20 protein-coding genes are annotated in these 19,794 nt (G+C 33.5%); 16 read left to right on the forward strand and 4 right to left on the reverse strand.

The window, feature by feature from the left end:
• Window positions 1-22: 22 nt before the first annotated feature.
• Genes IQ05_RS13915 through hpt form a run of 3 tightly spaced genes read right to left on the reverse strand, consistent with a single transcriptional unit; the run spans window position 23 to window position 2,465 of the window.
• Entirely contained in the window at window positions 23-1,297 is a 1,275-nt protein-coding gene (locus IQ05_RS13915) for a hemolysin family protein (RefSeq protein ID WP_144893939.1), read from the reverse strand.
• Between the two features lie 52 nt (window positions 1,298-1,349).
• A complete protein-coding gene (locus tag IQ05_RS15550; protein WP_144893941.1) occupies window positions 1,350-1,922 on the reverse strand; it encodes an adenylate kinase in 573 nt (190 codons plus the stop codon).
• A gap of 12 nt (window positions 1,923-1,934) precedes the next feature.
• Window positions 1,935-2,465: a hypoxanthine phosphoribosyltransferase gene (gene hpt / locus IQ05_RS15555; protein ID WP_144893943.1), complete on the reverse strand. Its 531-nt coding sequence runs from the start codon at window positions 2,463-2,465 to the stop codon at window positions 1,935-1,937.
• Window positions 2,466-2,570: 105 nt separating this feature from the next.
• Between hpt and IQ05_RS13930 the strand changes: the two genes are divergently transcribed.
• The 12 genes from IQ05_RS13930 to IQ05_RS13985 all read left to right on the forward strand — a co-directional run bounded on the left by IQ05_RS13930 (window position 2,571) and on the right by IQ05_RS13985 (window position 13,010).
• Window positions 2,571-3,104, forward strand: a complete 534-nt coding sequence (locus tag IQ05_RS13930; protein WP_144893945.1) for a hypothetical protein — start codon at window positions 2,571-2,573, stop codon at window positions 3,102-3,104.
• A 103-nt stretch (window positions 3,105-3,207) separates the two neighbouring features.
• Entirely contained in the window at window positions 3,208-4,362 is a 1,155-nt protein-coding gene (locus tag IQ05_RS13935) for a 5-(carboxyamino)imidazole ribonucleotide synthase (protein ID WP_144893947.1), read from the forward strand.
• A gap of 122 nt (window positions 4,363-4,484) precedes the next feature.
• Complete coding sequence (locus IQ05_RS13940) at window positions 4,485-5,777, forward strand: AAA family ATPase (protein ID WP_144893949.1); 1,293 nt, start codon at window positions 4,485-4,487, stop codon at window positions 5,775-5,777.
• 2 nt (window positions 5,778-5,779) lie between these two features.
• Complete coding sequence (locus tag IQ05_RS13945; protein ID WP_144893951.1) at window positions 5,780-6,376, forward strand: HNH endonuclease domain-containing protein; 597 nt, start codon at window positions 5,780-5,782, stop codon at window positions 6,374-6,376.
• 10 nt (window positions 6,377-6,386) lie between these two features.
• Window positions 6,387-6,872, forward strand: coding sequence for a 5-(carboxyamino)imidazole ribonucleotide mutase (purE, locus tag IQ05_RS13950; RefSeq protein WP_167496949.1), 486 nt, complete (start codon window positions 6,387-6,389; stop codon window positions 6,870-6,872).
• A 95-nt stretch (window positions 6,873-6,967) separates the two neighbouring features.
• Complete coding sequence (locus tag IQ05_RS13955) at window positions 6,968-8,992, forward strand: M3 family metallopeptidase (protein ID WP_144893955.1); 2,025 nt, start codon at window positions 6,968-6,970, stop codon at window positions 8,990-8,992.
• A gap of 225 nt (window positions 8,993-9,217) precedes the next feature.
• A complete protein-coding gene (locus IQ05_RS13960) occupies window positions 9,218-9,721 on the forward strand; it encodes a GbsR/MarR family transcriptional regulator (RefSeq protein WP_144893956.1) in 504 nt (167 codons plus the stop codon).
• A gap of 59 nt (window positions 9,722-9,780) precedes the next feature.
• A complete protein-coding gene (locus IQ05_RS13965) occupies window positions 9,781-10,116 on the forward strand; it encodes a hypothetical protein (RefSeq protein WP_144893958.1) in 336 nt (111 codons plus the stop codon).
• Window positions 10,113-10,823 (forward strand): YqjF family protein, encoded by a 711-nt coding sequence (locus tag IQ05_RS13970; protein WP_144893960.1) that lies wholly within the window; start codon window positions 10,113-10,115, stop codon window positions 10,821-10,823. The genes IQ05_RS13965 and IQ05_RS13970 overlap by 4 nt, the downstream gene beginning before the upstream one ends.
• The gene (locus IQ05_RS13975; RefSeq protein WP_144893962.1) at window positions 10,820-11,638 is read left to right on the forward strand and encodes a DCC1-like thiol-disulfide oxidoreductase family protein; all 819 of its coding nucleotides are present in this window, start codon (window positions 10,820-10,822) and stop codon (window positions 11,636-11,638) included. The genes IQ05_RS13970 and IQ05_RS13975 overlap by 4 nt, the downstream gene beginning before the upstream one ends.
• 5 nt (window positions 11,639-11,643) lie before the next feature.
• Entirely contained in the window at window positions 11,644-12,555 is a 912-nt protein-coding gene (locus IQ05_RS13980) for a TIGR01777 family oxidoreductase (protein WP_144893964.1), read from the forward strand.
• Complete coding sequence (locus IQ05_RS13985) at window positions 12,552-13,010, forward strand: SRPBCC family protein (protein WP_144893966.1); 459 nt, start codon at window positions 12,552-12,554, stop codon at window positions 13,008-13,010. The genes IQ05_RS13980 and IQ05_RS13985 overlap by 4 nt, the downstream gene beginning before the upstream one ends.
• Here the strand turns inward: IQ05_RS13985 and IQ05_RS13990 are convergent.
• Window positions 12,987-13,802: a UbiA prenyltransferase family protein gene (locus tag IQ05_RS13990; protein ID WP_144893968.1), complete on the reverse strand. Its 816-nt coding sequence runs from the start codon at window positions 13,800-13,802 to the stop codon at window positions 12,987-12,989. The two genes, IQ05_RS13985 and IQ05_RS13990, sit on opposite strands and share 24 nt — an antisense overlap.
• Window positions 13,803-13,947: 145 nt before the next feature.
• On the opposite strand from IQ05_RS13990, the gene gcvP reads away from it, so the two are divergent.
• The 4 genes from gcvP (at window position 13,948) to IQ05_RS14010 (ending at window position 19,776) form a co-directional block, all read left to right on the forward strand.
• Window positions 13,948-16,797 (forward strand): aminomethyl-transferring glycine dehydrogenase, encoded by a 2,850-nt coding sequence (gene gcvP / locus IQ05_RS13995; RefSeq protein WP_144893970.1) that lies wholly within the window; start codon window positions 13,948-13,950, stop codon window positions 16,795-16,797.
• Between the two features lie 283 nt (window positions 16,798-17,080).
• On the forward strand, window positions 17,081-18,139 hold the full coding sequence (locus IQ05_RS14000; RefSeq protein ID WP_144893973.1) for a 3-oxoacyl-ACP synthase III family protein: 1,059 nt from the start codon (window positions 17,081-17,083) through the stop codon (window positions 18,137-18,139).
• A gap of 234 nt (window positions 18,140-18,373) precedes the next feature.
• Complete coding sequence (locus tag IQ05_RS14005) at window positions 18,374-18,901, forward strand: methyltransferase (RefSeq protein WP_086453472.1); 528 nt, start codon at window positions 18,374-18,376, stop codon at window positions 18,899-18,901.
• Between the two features lie 26 nt (window positions 18,902-18,927).
• Window positions 18,928-19,776, forward strand: coding sequence for a glycosyltransferase (locus IQ05_RS14010; protein WP_144893974.1), 849 nt, complete (start codon window positions 18,928-18,930; stop codon window positions 19,774-19,776).
• Window positions 19,777-19,794 lie beyond the last annotated feature (18 nt).

Below are 19,794 nucleotides of genomic sequence, written 5' to 3' on the forward strand. Positions count from 1 at the left end.
AAAACTAGGACTTAAAACTATTTTAATCTTTTAAGGCTTTCACCATTACTTTATCAATCTTCACACCATCCATATCGATAACCTCCAATTCAAATTTTTGCCAAATCAATTTCTCACCTTGTTTGGGTATGTGTGACAGTTCAGTCATTATTAAACCACTTAGCGTAGTGACTTCATAATCATTTATTAATTCGTCTAATTCAAAATAGGTCAAGAAATCATGCAACGAGTAATGTCCATCTACTAACCACGAACCATCTTCTCTTTCTATCAATTGAAAATCATCTTTATAGAAATCAGAAGCATCACCTACCAATGCTTCAAGGATATCATTTAATGTAATTACCCCTTGAAAAACACCATATTCATCAGATACAAAAGCATAATGAATGCCTGATTTCTTGAAATTTTCTAGTGCCACATAAGCAGTAGTCTGCTCCATCATAAAAGGAGCTTCGGTCATGATTGATGCTAAATTGAATTCTTCATTTTCAAAATGAGCAAAAATATTTTTTAAGTTAACCACACCTACTATGTCATCGTAGTTTTCATTAAATACGGGATAAATAGAATGAAGTTCCTTGAGCATAAACTCTCTAACCTTTTCTTTATCTGCATGAAGTGGTAAAAAAACAACCGACTTGCGATGCGTCATCAAAGAATTGATTTTTCGGTCACCAATATGAAAAACACGCTCCACAATATCTTGTTCAATTTCTTGAACTTCTCCACCCTCAGTTCCCTCCTTAATAATAGCTTTTATTTCTTCCTCGGTTACTTTTCCATCAGCTGTTGGCTTAATTTGCAAAACATCTAATAAAAAATCTGTAGAAGTAGTAAGAAGCCATATAAAAGGAGCTGTCACAATTGATACCATTTTCATTGGCAAAGCAACTGCCTTAGCAATACCTTCTGGATGATTAAGGCCTATTCTTTTGGGCAATAATTCTCCTAAAACCAAAGAGAAAAAAGTCAATACTACCACAACTAAACCTACTGCAACTGGCTGTGCATAGGGTTTTAAAAATTCAAAACCACTTACAAAAATTTCTACATCTTGAGTAATCTTATCACCACTGTAAATACCCGTTAAAATCCCAATCAGAGTGATACCTATTTGTACCGTTGATAAAAATTTATTGGGAGAATTTGCAAGGTCCAATGCTATTTTAGCGCTTTTATTGCCTTTTTTTGCTGCTGTCTCTAATCGGTTTTTTCGAGCTGAAATCAATGCTATTTCTGACATTGAGAACACTCCGTTTAGTAATATCAGAAAAAATATTATTAGTATTTCCAATTTTTTAATGGATTCGTTTATATCTCTTGTTCTGCGTATTTGAAATTATCAATTATAAATTATCAATCACTGCACTTACTCTTTCCGTAATTTCAGCAATGGAACCAATCCCGTCTACGATGAAAAATTTATCTTGATTTTTATAAAAATCCATCAAAGGAGCAGTTTTTTCATTGTATTCTTGGTATCTGTTTCTGATTTTTTCTTCGTCTTGATCATCAACTCTACCGCTTGTTTTTCCTCTTTCAAGTAAACGCTGAATTAAAATCTCATCGTCAGCCTCTAGCGCTACTGTAGCTGCAACTTTTGACCCAATAGATTCTAAAAAAACATCTAATGCTTCTGCTTGAGAAAGTGTTCTTGGATACCCGTCAAATAAAACACCGTTTGTATCTGGATGTTTATTTACTTCATCAATTAGCATTTTAGTAGTTAATTCATCAGGCACAAGATCTCCAGCATCCATATAAACACGGGCTTGTTTGCCTAACTCCGTATCATTTTTTAAATTAAATCTAAAAACATCACCTGTTGAAATGTGTGTTAGCTTGTATTTTTCTTTTAAAAACTCTGCTTGAGTTCCTTTTCCAGCTCCTGGTTTGCCAAATAAAACGATATTAATCATGTTGTTTTGTAGTTATTCTTTTAATTTATATACTTCAGGTAAGTTTCTTCCAAGTCCGTCATAATCTAAACCGTATCCTACAATAAATTTATTAGGAATTCGAATTCCGATGTAATCAATTTTGATGTCTTTCTGGTATGCTTCCGGTTTAAAAAAAAGTGTTGCAATTTTAAAATGTTTCACATTTTGTTGTTTAAACAATTCTTTTAGTTCAACCAAAGTATTTCCTGTGTCTACTATATCCTCAATAATAACAACAGATCTACCGGTAAAATCTTGATTAATTCCTATCAATTGCTTTACCTCATTCGTTGAAGAAGTACCCTCATACGAAGCCATTTTTATAAACGAAACCTCACATGATTTTTTATATTGTTTTACAAAGTCAGCTACTACCATAAAAGCACCGTTAAGCACTCCTACAAAAATAGGCGTTTCATCAGCAAAATCTGCCTCAACTTGTGATACCATTTTAGCTATAGCAAAATCAATTTCTTTTGCAGAAATAAATGGAACAAATTGTTTATCGTGAAGTTGTATCATTATTTTTGTATTTAAAATAATGGGCAAAGATAGCAATTTCTCACTTTACATCTTAGAATAATTGTTAGAAGAATAGCCATACTTTAAAATTAAAAAAAAACTTTTATGGTAAATCCAGAATTGTATCAAAAAATACAAGAAAGCACGGCTCATGTAGCTAGTAAAGCAGTAAATTCTCAATACATTTTGAGCAATCCAGACTTGATGCCAGATTTTTTTGAAATTGTTCTTTCAACATCAGACAAAAATCATCACAAAGCTTGTTGGATCCTGGAAATGATTTTAGAAAAAGACTTGCATCTGCTTTTTAGTTATTTAGATCAATTTTGTGAGACCTTACCTTATTATTCAAACTACAGTGCCTTAAGATCTATATCAAAAATTTGCATGTTTCTATCACTGCATGCTTCCCTTAATGAGAAACAAGAAAAACTCTTGATAGAAAGTAGCTATGACTGGCTCATAGATCCTAACGGAAAAGTAGCCACAAAGGCTTATGCCATAAGAACACTTTACCAAATGGGTAAAAAAAACACAGAAATCCATGCTAATCTGTCCAGAATACTAACTGATGATTACACTAAATATTCATCTGCTTACAAAGCCGTTGCTAGAGAAATCATGAAGAAAATTGCTTAGTATTTTTCGGTTTGACCATTAACAAGTATCTTTGCAGAACATACAACTACTGCTTACAAATAACCGCAACTAGTTATTTGTTAAGAAATAAAACAACAACACAATGAACTACTTTTCATCTGATTTTAAATTAGGAATTCTTGGCGGCGGCCAATTAGGCAAAATGCTATTGACCGATACTCGAAAGTTTGACATACAAACCTTGGTTTTAGAACCAAATGAAGAATCACCTGCAAGATACAGTTGCAATGCTTTTTACCAAGGAAGTTTAATGGATTATGACACCGTTTATCAATTTGGAAAAATGGCAAATCTATTAACTATTGAAATTGAAAATGTAAACCTAGATGCCTTAGATGCGCTAGAATCGGAAGGTTTACCAATATTCCCATCGCCAAAAACATTGCGAATGATTCAGAATAAAGGTCGTCAAAAAGATTTTTATGTCGAAAATAACATTCCAACTTCACCTCATCAACGATTTGTAGATTTAAATGATTTGAGAAAATCATTAGAGAAAGACGAATTAGAATTTCCTTTTGTATGGAAATGTGCTCAATTTGGCTATGATGGAAACGGTGTAAAAGTGTGCCGTTCAGCAATAGACTTAGTAAAACTGCCTGATGTTGAATGCATAGCAGAACAAATGGTTCCGTTTAAAAATGAGTTGGCAGTTATTGTTGTTCGCTCTGCTTCGGGCGAAGTAAAAACATATCCAGTGGTTGAAATGGAATTTCATCCCGAAGCCAATCAAGTTGAATATGTAATTTGTCCCGCTCGAATTGATGATAATGTGGCGCAAAAAGCAATCGACATAGCACTAAAAGTTTCTGAGGCGTTTGATCACGTTGGATTGTTAGCAGTTGAAATGTTTCAAACCGAAGACGATGAAATTTTAGTCAATGAAGTCGCCCCAAGACCTCACAATTCCGGGCATTATTCCATTGAAGCAAGTTACACCTCTCAATTTGAAAATCATTTACGCGCCATTTTAGACTTACCTTTGGGAAATACGGATAGCAAAGTTGCCGGAATTATGGTAAATTTGGTTGGCGAAGAAGGTTTTTCGGGTCCAGTAGTTTATGAAAACATCGAAAAAATAATGGCAATTGATGGCGTTACACCTCACATTTACGGCAAAAGAGAAACAAGACCTTTCCGGAAAATGGGTCATGTTACGATTGTAAATGAAGATATGGTTGAAGCGAGGAGAATTGCAGAAGAGGTTAAGAATAGTATTAGAGTGATTAGTATTTAGTCGTAGGTGACAGTCTCAGTTTGTAGTAGTAATAAAAAAGTAGCAGTAATACGTTTTCAGTTGCAGTTACGGCACTTTACAAAAGCTATTGTTTTTTAATTAATTTTGTAAAAATCAAATAAATGAAAATTTTAAATTTACATATTGACCAGTTTAGACATTTAGAAAATCTAGATTTTGATTTTACGTATCAAACAGGCGAACGTAGAGGTCAAATTTTAGACAAGATATGCTTTATTGGACAAAGTGCTACTGGGAAAACTGGTTTACTAGAATTAATTTACAAGCACACTTCAAATATTATAAATGTTGAACTAATTGATAACACATATTTAGCAGGATTAGATAATCCTTTAAAAAATGTAAATGGAGAAATTAATCTCTTAATCGGTAATGAAGTTCTTAACTTAAGAAATAACAAAATTATTTTTAAAGGTGAAAGTTATAAATTTGAAAATAAAGGAGGAAGTATTACTCCGTTAATTCCCTATCAAGATAGAAGTGAAACTTTTTATTTTAAAGCTAACTTAATCTCTGATAAAAACATTGATATTTTTACAAAAAACCCTATTGATTTATTTGAAAAATATTCAGATCAAAATGAAATAAAATTAGAGTACCTTCTTAAGAATAAAATTGAATCAACTACAATATTTGACGATGAAGTAGATACTGAAATATGGCTTACCCTTTTGGGTGAAATTATTCAATATCGAAAAAATTTTACTCAAAAAATGTCTGAACTAATCCATAAAGGATTACTTGCAGATACAAAAAAATTAAGTTCTGAATTCCAAAAATGGCAAAAAGAAAATCCTAACGCTTTAGAAATTTTTGCTAAAAAATTAAACCCTCTTTTAGAAAAATTAAACATAGAAGTTGATTTAGTAAATACTGAATTTTCTATTCCAATAAAGAATAAAAGAACTGATGAAATAATTCCAATTCAAAATACAAGTACTGGAACAAAAGGATTATTATTATCTTTTTTACCTTTATTTAAATTAAATACAACAGATTCTATCATTTTAATAGATGAACCGGAACGTTCCTTATATCCTGATATGCAAATGGAGTTGATGGATCATTACCAAAATCTTGCTCCGGATGCCCAATTTATTGTTGCCACTCATTCTCCATTTATAGCAGCATCATTTGAACCTGAAGAGCGTTTTATTTTGTATTTTAATGAAGATGGAAAAGTTGCCGTTAGAAGAGGTACCTCCCCTATTGGTGACGACCCGAATGATATGTTAAAAAATGATTTTGGTGTTAATTATTATAACAAATTTGGAGAAGAAGCTTATAAAAAGTATCTAAATTTAAAAGAAGATTTAGCCAAAGAACAAGACCCTATAAAAAAGAAAGAATTGTTATTGGAAACCGTAAAATTAGGTGATACATATAATTTTTAAATATGAGAAGGATAATCAAAGATGATAATTCTGAAATTGTCACTCAAAATTTAAAATATATCGAAGGTAATTCTGCAAACAATCAGAACATTTCCAAAATTCTTTTTAAAGAACAAAAAGGATTTTGTGCTTATACAGAAGAATATATTGGAAGAGCTGATGCAAGAGATATTGAACATTTCAATCCAAATTTAAAAGGAACTAACAATGATTCCTATTCAAATTTGTTTTTAGTAAAACATCTATGGAATAGTGAAAAATCGTCAAAATGGGATAAATACCAACCTATTTTATATCCAACAGATGAAAATTTCAATTCTAAAATAATATACGACAACGGAGATTATAGAGTAGCCAATTCTAATGATATCCAATCTTCTAATTTAGTTAGATTAATAAAACTTGATGATTTAATTTTAGCTGATGAAAGGAAAAAATATATTAGAAGAAAAAAAGATGAAATTGAAAGATTTGGTCAATCTTCAAATGATTTTTTTGAAATATTAATCCAAGCTGACATAAAACAAATTTCATATTTAAGAGCCATTCAAGAAGAATTCAATATTGACATTTGGAATATGATTCCAGAACCAAAATAAATAAAACAAAATAATGAAAGTAGCCATCATAATGGGAAGCATTTCGGATATGCCAGTAATGCAAGAAGCCATCGACATATTAAAAGGATTTGACATCGAAACCGAAGTAGATATTGTTTCGGCACACCGAACGCCTGATAAACTATTTGATTTTAGTAAAAACGCTCATAAGCGTGGCATTTCAGTAATAATTGCTGGCGCTGGTGGTGCTGCTCATTTACCTGGAATGGTAGCGTCCATGTCACCGCTTCCTGTAATTGGTGTTCCAGTAAAATCCAGTAATTCAATCGATGGCTGGGATTCAGTATTGTCAATACTTCAAATGCCAGGTGGTGTTCCCGTAGCAACAGTTGCGCTTAACGGAGCTAAAAATGCCGGAATTCTTGCTGCACAAATCATTGGAAGTCATGACAGTGCTATTCTTGACAAAATCATTTTCTATAAAGAAGCATTAAAACAAGCTGTTGACAAAGCGGCATCTGAATTGAAAAAATAATTATTGCACAAAGTTACACGAAGTTCAACACAGAGTCACACAAAATCCTCTGTGAAGCTTTGTGCAAAAACTTTGTGAAACTCTTTGATACAAAAATGAAAACACTTACCTCAACATTCAATACCAAACACAATACAGCCCCATTTTCGGCAATAAAACTAGAAGATTACAAACCTGCTTTTATTGAAAATATCACTGCCGCAAAAGCTGAAATTGATGCCATCACTACTAATTCTGATGTTCCAACCTTTGAAAACACGATTGTTGCTTTAGATTTTGCTGGTGAACAATTGGATAGATTATCTTCGATTTTCTTCAATTTGAATTCAGCTGAAACTAACGACGAAATGCAAAAAATCGCTCAAGAGGTTTCTCCGTTGTTGACTGAATTTAGTAATGATATTGCCTTAAACGAAGATTTGTTCAAAAGAGTTAAAGCCGTTTATGATCAAAAAGATTCGTTGATATTAACTACGGAACAAGCTACTTTATTAGACAAAAAATTCAAAGGATTTTCTAGAAATGGAGCCTTATTGAACGAAGAAGACAAATTAAAATTACGCGAAATTGATACCGAACTGGCCAAAATTAAATTGACGTATGGCGAAAATGTTTTGGCCGAAACCAATAATTATCAATTGCATATTACTAACGAGGTTGATTTAAAAGGCTTACCTGATGGTGCCAAAGAAATGGCCGCAAGTTTGGCTAAATCAAAAGAATTGGAAGGTTGGGTTTTCACTCTTGATTTCCCGAGTTACTTGCCTTTTGTAACGTATGTTGACAATCGCGAATTACGAAAAGAAATTGCTATTGCTGCCGGAAAAAAATCATTTCAAGACAACGAATTCGACAATAAAGAAAACGTAAAACGTATTGTTGAACTACGTCATAAACGTGCTAATTTACTGGGTTACAAATCGCATTCTGATTTTGTTTTGGAAGAAAGAATGGCTCAAAATCCTGAAAAAGTACTTTCTTTTTTGAATGATTTATTAGAAAAAGCGAAACCAGCTGCTCAAAAAGAATTTGCTCAATTAAACGCTTTCGCAAAAGAACTTGACGGAATTGATCAATTAGAAAAATGGGACGGAGCATATTATTCAGAAAAATTAAAACAAAAATTATTCAACTTTGATGATGAGATTTTAAAACCTTATTTCAAATTAGAAAATGTTTTAAATGGCGCTTTCACTATTGCTGAAAAACTGTTCGGAATTACTTTTAAAGAAGGTTTTGATATTGACAAATACCACGAAGATGTTCAAACTTTTGAAGTTTTGGATTTTGAAAACCAATTGGTTGCTGTTTTCTATGCTGATTTTTTTCCAAGAAAAGGAAAACGAAATGGTGCTTGGATGACATCCTATAAATCGCAAGCTATGAAAAATGGAATCAATGAAAGACCACATGTTTCTATTGTTTGTAATTTCACACCTCCCACAGAGACCAAACCATCTTTATTAACTTTCAATGAAGTAACGACCTTATTCCACGAGTTTGGTCACGCCTTACACGGCATGTTAGCCAATACGACTTATCCGAGTTTGTCTGGAACTTCAGTTTATTGGGATTTTGTGGAATTGCCAAGTCAAGTAATGGAAAACTGGTGCTACGAACCGGAAGCATTGGCTTTGTTTGCAAAACATTATGAAACGGGTGAAGTTATCCCTCAAGAATACGTAGAAAAAATCAAAGAAAGCGCGAGTTTCTTAGAAGGAATGGCAACTTTAAGACAGATTAGTTTTGGACTTTTAGACATGACTTATCACGGCAAATCGCAAGCGATTGAAGATGTAAAAGCTTTTGAAAAACAAGCAATGGCAGGCACAAGTTTATATCCTGATGTAGCAGAAAATTGCATGAGCACATCGTTCTCACACATTTTTCAAGGTGGTTATTCTTCTGGATATTATAGTTACAAATGGGCCGAAGTTCTAGATGCTGATGCGTTTGCTTATTTTCAAGAAAAAGGAATTTTCAATAAAGAAGTGGCCACGAAATTCAAAGACAACGTCCTTTCTAAAGGTGGAACCGAATTACCAATGGAATTGTATAAAAAATTCAGAGGTCAAGAACCAAAGGCAGATGCGTTATTGAAACGTGCTGGGTTGCTATAGTTCAATGTTAAAACACATAGTAAGTTATAAAAGGAAGTCGAGGTAGCAATATCTCGACTTTTTCAATGGGATTTGCGTTAGGGATTGCAGTGAAAAGCCCACAGCAAGGAGGAACGACGCAGCGAGGACTTGCAACGGAAAGCCCGACCTGAAAGGGAACGCCCAAAAATAAAATAAACTTTCATTTTTTATTGAAAGTTCAAAAACATTATTTATCTTTACACTATGGAATTCAAAGACGCAAAAAATAAATTCATTCAAACTTGGGGAGCATTAGGCAGTCAATGGGGTATTAACAAAACCATGGCTCAAATTCATGCGCTTTTGATGGTTTCACACGAAGCCGTTTCGATGGAAGACATCATGGAAGAGTTGCAAATTTCGCGCGGCAATGCATCTATGAATTTACGTGCCCTGATGGATTGGGGAATTGTTTACAAAGAATACAAAGCTGGCGAACGCCGCGAATTTTTTACAGCTGAAAAAGACTTAGACGAATTGGCTGTGAAAATTTCAAGAGAAAGAAGCAAACGCGAAATCAAACCTGCTTTGAAGGTTTTAAAAGAAGTTTCTTCCATAACATCAGACAATACTCCCGAAGAAAAACATTTTGTAGATCAAACAACTAAATTGTATGATTTTGTTCTAAAAGCAGATAATGTTTTGGACAAAATGACGGAATACAAAGACAATTGGTTGGCAAAATTGGTTGTAAAAATAATGAAATAGAGTAAAAAAATTTAATCAAAACTTTCATTTTTTTCTGAAAGTTTAAAAATAAAACCAATATGAACACGATAAAAAAGATAAATACTTTCGCAATTGCATTGCCTTTCATAATAGGTGTCTTTGCAGTTTTAAATGAAAACTTGTTAATAATTGCACTATTATCAACTATGGTTACTGGTTTTATTCAAGTACTAATTTCTCTGTATTTGTTAGTACAAGAACCTAGAAACAAGCACTTACAAATTTATTTGGGTATCGTTTTATTATTTTTTGGCTTGTGGTTTATCAACGTAAATTATCATTATTCAGATAAACTGATATTTTTACTTTTTGCATTACCAGTTGCATTAGCTTTTTACCTTTCACTTATTATCCACAAAAATTTAAAATTATGAGCTTCTTAACCGCAGAATGGAATGATTTAGCGATGTTCAACTACGAAATCAATCCGAAAATTTTAGAAAGTTATGTTCCAAAAGGAACTGAACTCGATTTATGGAACGGCAAATGCTACATTAGTTTAATTGGATTTATGTTTGAAAACGTGAAAGTTTTGGGAATTAAAGTTCCGTTTCATGTCAATTTTGAGGAAGTCAATTTACGCTTTTATGTAAAAAGATTCGAAAATGGAATTTGGAAACGCGGTGTTGTTTTCATTAAAGAAATTGTTCCAAAGCACGCAATAACCATTGTTGCCAACACCTTATACAACGAGCATTACCAAACCTTGAAAATGCGACATTCAAGAACTGAAAACGGAACATCAAAATCTTTTCAATACGAATGTTTCAAGGATGCAAAGTGGAATTCCATTTCGATGACAACAGAAAAAAATCCAATTCCTATTGAAAAAAATTCAGAAGCCGAGTTTATTACCGAACATTATTTTGGGTACACCAACTATAACAAAGATAAGTCAATTGAATATGCTGTTTCTCACCCAAGGTGGAAACAACTGCAAGTAATCAATTCAAAAATTGATGTTGATTTTGAGAGTATTTACGGCAAGGATTATAAATTTTTAAAAGACCTAAAACCTACCTCTGAATTTCTTGCCATTGGTTCAAAAATAACGATTGAAGGTAAAAAAAATATTCGATGAAAACTTTAACTAACCAAACCTTGTTATATGACGAAGATTGTCCGCTTTGTCGCGTTTATACTTCTGGATTTATAAAAGCTGGAATGTTGGACGAAAATGGCAAGAAACCATACTGTCAATTATCTGATGAAGAACAAAACTTTATTGATGTCCAACGCGCCTCAAACGAAATCGCATTAGTTGATAACGAAAACAAAACCGTCATTTATGGAATTGACAGTTTGCTAAAAGTAATTGGATTTTCATTTCCGTGGATGGAGAAAATCGGAAATCTAAAACCAATAAAGTTTTTTCTGAAAAAATTATATTCCTTCATTTCTTATAATCGAAAAGTAATCATTCCGAGTAAGATTAAAAAAGAAATCAAGTTGCAATGTATTCCTGATTTTAATTATCAGTATCGAATTTTGTACATTTTCTTTGCAACGACAATAACAACAATTGTTTTGTATAAATTTTCAGATTCCATACCCATTTTGCCAAAACCAACTATTGCAAGAGAACTGATTCTTGCATTAAGTCAAATGGTTTTTCAGAGTTTATTTTTAATAAAATTGGACAAGAAAATAATCTTGAATTACATCGGAAACTTAATGACGGTGTCGTTAATGGGTTCTTTATTATTACTTCCGATATTGATTTTGAATTTAGTTGTTAACATCTCAGAATTCGTCACTTTAGGCTGGTTTGGAATAACCATTTTAGTAATGTTACTAGAACATTCACGAAGAATTAAACTATTGGAATTGTCTTTCTACTTATCTATAACTTGGGTGATTTATCGAATCATTGCCTTGACGATCATCTTAAATTAAAACTAATGAAAAAGCTAATCATTGCAGCAGGAACAGGATTTTTAGGTCAAGTTTTAGTAACACATTTTAAAGATAAATTTGATGAAATTGTTATTCTAACTCGAGGAAAATCTAAAAGTACTGATTCGGTAAAATATGTGAATTGGGATGCCAAAACGCTTTCTGGTTGGGAGAATGAACTAGAAAACGCTTCCGTTTTAATAAATCTTGCGGGAAAATCTGTCGATTGCAGATATACCGCCGCCAACAAAAAAGAGATTTACGATTCTAGAATTGACAGTACCAAAATATTAAATGAAGCGGTTTTAAATTGTAAAAATCCACCCAAACACTGGCTGAATTCATCAACATCTACAATTTATAGATTTTCATTGGATAAACAAATGGATGAAGTTACTGGTGAAATTGGAGATGATTTTTCCATGAATATTGCTAAATCTTGGGAGATAGCCTTCTTTGAAACTGAAACTCCAAAAACATTAAAAACTACTTTACGAACTTCAATAGTTTTAGGAAAAAATGGCGGCGCTTTTGTTCCGATAAAAATGCTAACTAAATTTGGACTTGGCGGAAAACAAGGAAAAGGAAATCAATTTATAAGTTGGATTCACGAAAAAGATTTTGCACGAGCAATTGAATTTGTAATAGAAAAAGAGCTGACAGGAGTTGTAAATATTGTTTCTCCAAAACCTAGCACCAATTCTGACTTCATGACAACTCTTAGAAAAACAATTGGAATACCATTTGGACTTTCAACAAGTAAACTTTTACTGGAAATTGGATCCTTTTTCATTAGAACAGAAACAGAATTGGTATTGAAAAGCCGGAATGTAATTCCGAGAAGATTACAGGAAAATGGTTTTACATTTGAATATGCAATTTTAGAAAAAACATTTAAAAACTTAACCAAGAAATGACAACCATACAACTAACAACTAGAATAAACGCCCCAATTGAACTCATTTTTGATTTATCCAGAAACATAGATGTTCATCAACAATCCACTGCAAAATCAAATGAAACCGCTATTGATGGAATAACTTCGGGTTTGATAAATTTAAACGAAACCGTTACCTGGCGTGGCAAACATTTTGGTATTTACTTAACACACAAAAGCTTAATATCAGCAATGGAAATCCCAACGTACTTTGTAGATGAAATGCTTGAAGGCAAGTTTAAATATTTCAAACACCAGCATACTTTTATTCAAAAAAAAGGATTTGTTATCATGGAAGATAACATTCAATATGAAACACCGTATGGTATTTTCGGGAAAATCTTTGACCATTTTCTCCTCAAGAAACATTTAACCAAATTCATTTCTGAAAGGAATTCTTTCATCAAAGAACTAGCTGAAAATCATCAAAAATAACCACCAAAATATAGGAATACTTTCTACCCAAAAAGAAGCGTAATAGCGGGAACGATTCTCATTTGCATATACTAAAAATAAGATGGTAGTGATTGCTAATCCTGTTTTTAAAGCTAAAAATTCGATTGTAAAATCATTTGATAAAAATTCTAACAGTACAAATAAAAACATCAATACAAATCCTACTCTCTTAGTGCGCATTACTCCTATTTGTTGCGGAACGGTTTTTAAATGTGGGTCATCCCATTTTAAATCAACTATTTCAAAAATTAAAATCAAAACGAAAATCAGAATATATCGTTGGATTGCGACTAAAAAAACCAAACTTGTGCATTCCGTATTATTGTTAACGATAGGTAAAAAAAGCGTCACTCCTACCCAACATAAAGCCACAATATAGATTTTAATTCCAGCCCAGTTTCGTGCATTTTTTTTATTCGGAAAAAAGGGTAACGTATAGAGCAAAACGATGATTAGAAAAAAAAGACCAATAAATTGTGTGCCTTTTTCTAAATGAAAAAAATAATAACCCGTGGCTATCAATGATAGAAAACTGATGAATGCGACGCCTTTCAATTGCAGTGTCATTTTCAATTTTTGCGTTCTAACCAGAGCATCGTATTTTACAAAATTATAGCCCACTATGGTTCCGAAAAAAGTAAAGAAAGCGACGCTATTGTTATAAGAAATGTGGAACATCCTGTACGTAAGATGAACCAGCGCAAAACAAGATAATGCCACGTGAATACTGCTATTGATGTAAAATTCAAAAATATTTTTAAAATATCGCATTAGACAAAATTAATCAATGTGTTAATAAGAAAGGCTTTTAGTTGAAAAATTCATAGAAAATCAACTTAAAAAAGGTTATTTATAGCATATTAATATTTAATTTTACAGCCTTAAATTAAGAAACACACAACCCATTAGACATACAATGAAAACAGACGCTTTTGCTTTAAGACACATTGGACCTAGAGAGAATGATTTAACGCACATGTTAAAAACAATTGGTGCCGACTCACTAGATCAATTGATTGACGAAACCATTCCGAGTGACATCCGATTAAAAGCTGATTTGGACTTAGAACCTGCCATGACAGAGTACGAGTTTGCAAACCACATTTTTAACTTAGGAAACAAAAATAAAGTATTCAAATCATATATAGGATTAGGATACAACGCTGCTATTATTCCTGCTGTAATTCAAAGAAATATTTTTGAAAATCCAGGTTGGTATACGGCATACACACCTTATCAAGCAGAGATTGCTCAAGGTCGTTTAGAAGCTATTTTAAATTTCCAAACTACAGTAATTGAACTTACGGGAATGGAAATTGCAAACGCATCTTTACTTGATGAAAGTACAGCTGCAGCCGAGGCTATGGCCCTTTTATTCGATGTTCGCTCTCGTGACCAAAAGAAAAACAATGTTAATAAATTCTTCGTTTCTGAAGAAATTTTACCACAAACCCTATCGGTATTGCAAACTCGTTCTACTCCTATTGGCGTTGAGCTTGTAATAGGAAACCATGAAGATTTTGATTTCTCAAAAGAATTTTATGGTGCAATTTTACAATATCCAGGGAAATTTGGTCAAGTAAATGATTATGCTGGTTTTATTGCTAAGGCAAAACTAAATGAAATTAAAGTTGCAGTTGCTGCTGATATATTGAGTTTGGTAAAACTGACTCCTCCAGGAGAAATGGGAGCCGATGTTGTGCTAGGAACTACACAACGATTTGGAATTCCATTAGGCTATGGTGGTCCTCATGCCGCTTATTTTGCTACCAAAGAAGAATACAAACGCTCTATGCCAGGTCGTATTATCGGAGTAACTGTAGATACAGATGGAAATCGTGCATTGCGTATGGCTTTGCAGACGAGAGAACAACATATAAAACGTGACAAGGCAACATCAAATATTTGTACTGCTCAAGTATTATTGTCTGTAATGGCCGGAATGTACGCTGTTTATCATGGTCCAAAAGGATTGCAATACATAGCTGATAAAGTTCATGCTTCGGCAGTAACATTGGCAAACGAAATAGAAAAATTGGGCTTGTACCAAACCAACACTTCGTTTTTTGACACTATCGTTATCAAAACTAACGCTCAAAAAATTAGAGAAATAGCAGAATCAAAAGAAGTAAATTTCTTTTATGCTGACGAAACTACTGTTTCAATTTCTTTAAACGAAACAACTAGCATTGCTGATTTGAATACCATCGTTTCTATATTTGCTGAAGCTACTGGAAAACCAACTACAATAATTTCAGAATTAGCAACCGAAAATCAAATTCCGTCTCATTTAGAAAGAACATCTACGTTTTTAACACATGATGTTTTCAATAAACACCATTCTGAAACGGCTTTGATGCGTTACATTAAAATGTTAGAGCGAAAAGATTTAGCATTAAACCATTCGATGATTTCACTAGGATCTTGCACCATGAAATTGAATGCAGCCTCTGAAATGTTGCCTTTAAGTATGGCACAATGGAACAACATTCACCCGTTTGCACCATTAGATCAGGCGCAAGGATACCAAGAAATGTTAGCTAAATTAGAGCAACAACTTAACGTAGTAACTGGATTTGCAGGAACTACATTGCAACCTAATTCTGGTGCTCAAGGAGAATACGCCGGTTTAATGGTTATTCGTGCCTACCACCAATCTCGCGGTGATCACCACCGTAATATTGCTTTGATTCCATCATCAGCTCACGGTACAAACCCTGCATCTGCTGCAATGGCTGGAATGAAAGTAGTGGTTACTAAAACTCTTGAAAACGGAAATATCGATATTGATGATTTACGTGAAAAAGCCATTCTTCACAGAGATAATCTGTCTTGCTTGATGGTAACCTATCCTTCAACGCATGGTGTTTTTGAAAGTGCTATTAAAGAAATTACCCAATTGATTCACGATAATGGTGGACAAGTATATATGGATGGTGCCAATATGAATGCACAAGTAGGATTGACAAATCCTGCAACAATTGGCGCAGATGTGTGTCACCTAAATTTACACAAAACGTTTGCTATCCCTCACGGTGGTGGTGGTCCAGGTGTAGGTCCAATTTGCGTTGCACCACAATTGGTTCCATTTTTACCTACAAATCCAGTAATACCTACAGGTGGCGAAAATGCAATTACAGCAATATCTGCTGCTCCTTGGGGTTCTGCGTTGGTTTGCTTGATTTCGTACGGATACATTTGCATGCTAGGTGCTGAAGGTTTGAAAAAATCTACTGAGTACGCTATTTTAAATGCAAACTACATCAAAGAAAAGCTAAACGGTCATTTTGATACCCTTTATTCTGGAGAAATGGGTCGCGCTGCACACGAAATGATTTTAGAGTGTCGTCCGTTTAAAGAAAAAGGAATTGAAGTAACTGATATTGCAAAACGTTTGATGGATTATGGCTTCCATGCTCCAACCGTTTCATTCCCAGTTGCTGGAACTCTAATGATTGAACCTACTGAAAGTGAAAACTTAGAGGAACTTGATCGTTTTTGTGATGCTATGATTTCAATTCGTAAAGAAATTGAAGCAGCAACATTGGAGAATCCAAACAATGTATTGAAAAACGCACCACACACATTGACAATGGTAACTTCTGATACTTGGATTTATCCGTATACACGTGAGCAAGCTGCATTCTCATTAGAATACATTGCCGATAATAAATTTTGGCCAACAGTACGTCGTGCCGATGAAGCTTACGGTGATAGAAACCTAGTATGTTCTTGCGCTCCAATTGAAGCTTACATGGAAAGTTAATTTTCTAATAATATACAAATAATAAAAATACCTCAATATATCGGGGTATTTTTTTTGCCAATCACTCTTTGATACAAGACCAATATTAGTACTCAAAAAAGAGCTTTACGAATTGCTAGAATTACAAAATAATTATCTCAACAATTTTCTTGATTTGCAATTGAATTATCATTTTTTTTGCCAATTATCTATTATTTCATAATTATATGCACGCATAGTAAATTTTGTGAGTGTTCTAAATTAATATTGATTAAATTAGCCTCAAATTTGGAAAATTAACACAATGAAAATAAAAATAGCTGGAATAGGAAGCTATATTCCTGAGAAAAAAGTAAGCAATACTGACTTTGGCGAACATGTATTTTTGAATGAAGATGGAACTCCTTTTGGCTATCCTAACCAAGTTGTTATTAAAAAATTTAAAGGCATTACTGGAATAGAACACAGACGCTATGCCGAAGATCATCTCAATTCATCAGACTTAGCCTTTTTTGCTTGCGAAAAAGCAATAGCAAACGCATCAATCGATCCAGAAACCATTGATTATATCATTTTTGCACACAATTTTGGTGATGTGAAATATGGCACAAACCAATCGGATATGCTACCTAGCTTAGCCACACGTGTAAAAAACAAACTCCAAATAAAGAATCCAAAATGTGTTGCTTACGACATCCTTTTTGGATGCCCAGGCTGGATTGAAGGCGTTTTACAGGCTAATGCATTCATCAAATCTGGAATGGCAAAAAGATGTTTAGTAGTCGGTTCCGAAACACTTTCCAGAGTTGTTGACGTTCATGACAGAGATTCTATGATCTATTCAGACGGAGCTGGTGCTGCCATTATCGAAGCTTCGGATGATGAAACTGGTATGTTAGCCTATGAAAGTGCCACCTACTCCATTGACGAGTCACACTATTTGTTTTTTGGCAAATCATACAATCTTGATTTAGATCCAGATACCCGCTACATCAAAATGTACGGTCGAAAAATCTATGAATTTGCGTTAAACAATGTTCCCTTGGCTATGAAAAACTGTCTTGATGCCAGTGGAATAGGCATTGACGACGTGAAAAAAATCTTGATTCACCAAGCCAACGAAAAAATGGACGAAGCTATTATTCACCGCTTCTATAAATTATTTGACAAAACTGTACCTAAGGACATCATGCCCATGAGCATTCATGAATTAGGAAACAGCAGCGTTGCAACCGTACCGACTCTTTTTGATTTGTTAATTCGCGGTCAAATAGAAAATCAATCCATTCAAAAAGGGGACATCCTTCTCTTTGCCTCTGTAGGTGCAGGAATGAACATCAATGCCTTTATTTATAGATATTAACTACAACAATTGCATGAGTACATGAAGCTAATCCGGCTGTACACTGCAATTCCTCGTTATAAAACTTGTTTTTCTAAGGGGCAATAAAGCTTCTGTTAGTCGCTTTTTGCCCCTTGAAAAACTACATTTTATACCTCCGGGATTTTCGTTGCCATCCGGGCTAAAAAACAGTGCCCAAAACACATTTATTACTATATTTGTACCTGCGTGCCACAGTGGCAAAATCAAAAAAACATGTACGAAAAAACATTTCCTAATAAAAGATTCAAACATACCTTAGAATTTTTAAAACAACACGTTACCACATCAGAAACCATCTTTGATTTAGGAGTACCTAATCCGTTTTCTAAAATCATGGAAGAAAATGGATACCAAGTAAAAAACACCAAAGGAGAAGATTTAGATAACGACCAAACGGCATTGCAAACCGAAACTTATTCTGTTTTTACTGCCTTCGAAATATTCGAGCATTTATTAAATCCATATACTGTTCTAGAAAATGTAAACTGCAATAAATTAGTCATTTCTATTCCGTTGCGTCTTTGGTTTTCACCAGCGTACCGCAGTAAAACAGACATGTGGGACAGGCATTACCATGAGTTTGAAGATTGGCAATTAGATTGGTTATTAGAAAAAACGGGTTGGAAAATCACCGCTCGAGAAAAATTCACACATCCAGTAAAAAAAATTGGTTTTAGACCTTTATTACGCTATTTCACCCCGAGATATTATATTGTTTGCGCTGTTAGAGAAAATAAATAATAGAATAAAGAAAACAGATTTTTCTAATGAGATATTATATCGTAATTCCATCACATAACGAAGAAGCATTGATTTCTTTGACACTTCAATCCTTAGTGGACCAAACTTTTTTACCAGCTAAAATTGTAGTGGTAAATGACAATTCTACTGATAATACAGCTGCTGTTGTCAATTCATTTATCAGTAAACATCCTTTTATTTCATTGGTTAACAAAACTTCAGATGCTGTTCATTTACCCGGAAGTAAAGTGATTCAAGCCTTTCAAACAGGTTTTGACACTTTAGACGAAAACTATGATTTAATTGTAAAAATTGATGCCGACCTAATATTTCCTGCTAATTATTTCGAAACCATTATCAAACACTTCCAGTCCGATGAAAGAATTGGAATGGCAGGTGGATTTTGCTACATCGAAAAAAACGGTGAATGGATACTTGAAAACTTAACAGACAAAGATCATATTCGTGGCGCATTAAAAGCCTACAGGAAAGAAACGTTTCAACAAATTGGCGGACTAAAACCAGCTATGGGTTGGGATACCGTAGATGAATTGTTATGCAAATTTTACAACTGGAAAGTAGTCACTAATGAAAGTTTGCAAGTGAAACACTTAAAACCAACAGGTGCAAATTACAATCAAAAAGCACGTTACAAGCAAGGCGAAGCTTTTTATACACTTGGTTATGGCTTCTTCATCACAGCGATAGCTTCGATAAAACTAGCTATGATGAAAAAAAAACCACTTCTATTTATAGATTACATGAACGGTTTTTGGAAAGCAAAAAGCTCAAAAACTCCCTTGTTGGTTACTACAGAACAAGCAAAATTCATTCGCAATTACCGATTGAAAAAAATGAAAGAAAAACTGTTTTAGTTTTACAGCAGGAAACTA

This window comes from Flavobacterium tiangeerense, from assembly GCF_007830355.1.
Classification (GTDB): domain Bacteria; phylum Bacteroidota; class Bacteroidia; order Flavobacteriales; family Flavobacteriaceae; genus Flavobacterium; species Flavobacterium tiangeerense.

Excerpts from the sequence above, each read along its gene's own strand:
- IQ05_RS15550 (WP_144893941.1), bottom strand. The coding sequence starts at position 1,922 with ATGATTAATATCGTTTTATTTGGCAAACCAGGAGCTGGAAAAGGAACT.
- hpt (WP_144893943.1), bottom strand. The coding sequence starts at position 2,465 with ATGATACAACTTCACGATAAACAATTTGTTCCATTTATTTCTGCAAAA.
- IQ05_RS13930 (WP_144893945.1), top strand. The coding sequence starts at position 2,571 with ATGGTAAATCCAGAATTGTATCAAAAAATACAAGAAAGCACGGCTCAT.
- IQ05_RS13935 (WP_144893947.1), top strand. The coding sequence starts at position 3,208 with ATGAACTACTTTTCATCTGATTTTAAATTAGGAATTCTTGGCGGCGGC.
- IQ05_RS13940 (WP_144893949.1), top strand. The coding sequence starts at position 4,485 with ATGAAAATTTTAAATTTACATATTGACCAGTTTAGACATTTAGAAAAT.
- IQ05_RS13945 (WP_144893951.1), top strand. The coding sequence starts at position 5,780 with ATGAGAAGGATAATCAAAGATGATAATTCTGAAATTGTCACTCAAAAT.
- IQ05_RS13955 (WP_144893955.1), top strand. The coding sequence starts at position 6,968 with ATGAAAACACTTACCTCAACATTCAATACCAAACACAATACAGCCCCA.
- IQ05_RS13960 (WP_144893956.1), top strand. The coding sequence starts at position 9,218 with ATGGAATTCAAAGACGCAAAAAATAAATTCATTCAAACTTGGGGAGCA.
- IQ05_RS13965 (WP_144893958.1), top strand. The coding sequence starts at position 9,781 with ATGAACACGATAAAAAAGATAAATACTTTCGCAATTGCATTGCCTTTC.
- IQ05_RS13970 (WP_144893960.1), top strand. The coding sequence starts at position 10,113 with ATGAGCTTCTTAACCGCAGAATGGAATGATTTAGCGATGTTCAACTAC.
- IQ05_RS13975 (WP_144893962.1), top strand. The coding sequence starts at position 10,820 with ATGAAAACTTTAACTAACCAAACCTTGTTATATGACGAAGATTGTCCG.
- IQ05_RS13980 (WP_144893964.1), top strand. The coding sequence starts at position 11,644 with ATGAAAAAGCTAATCATTGCAGCAGGAACAGGATTTTTAGGTCAAGTT.
- IQ05_RS13985 (WP_144893966.1), top strand. The coding sequence starts at position 12,552 with ATGACAACCATACAACTAACAACTAGAATAAACGCCCCAATTGAACTC.
- IQ05_RS13990 (WP_144893968.1), bottom strand. The coding sequence starts at position 13,802 with ATGCGATATTTTAAAAATATTTTTGAATTTTACATCAATAGCAGTATT.
- gcvP (WP_144893970.1), top strand. The coding sequence starts at position 13,948 with ATGAAAACAGACGCTTTTGCTTTAAGACACATTGGACCTAGAGAGAAT.
- IQ05_RS14000 (WP_144893973.1), top strand. The coding sequence starts at position 17,081 with ATGAAAATAAAAATAGCTGGAATAGGAAGCTATATTCCTGAGAAAAAA.
- IQ05_RS14005 (WP_086453472.1), top strand. The coding sequence starts at position 18,374 with ATGTACGAAAAAACATTTCCTAATAAAAGATTCAAACATACCTTAGAA.
- IQ05_RS14010 (WP_144893974.1), top strand. The coding sequence starts at position 18,928 with ATGAGATATTATATCGTAATTCCATCACATAACGAAGAAGCATTGATT.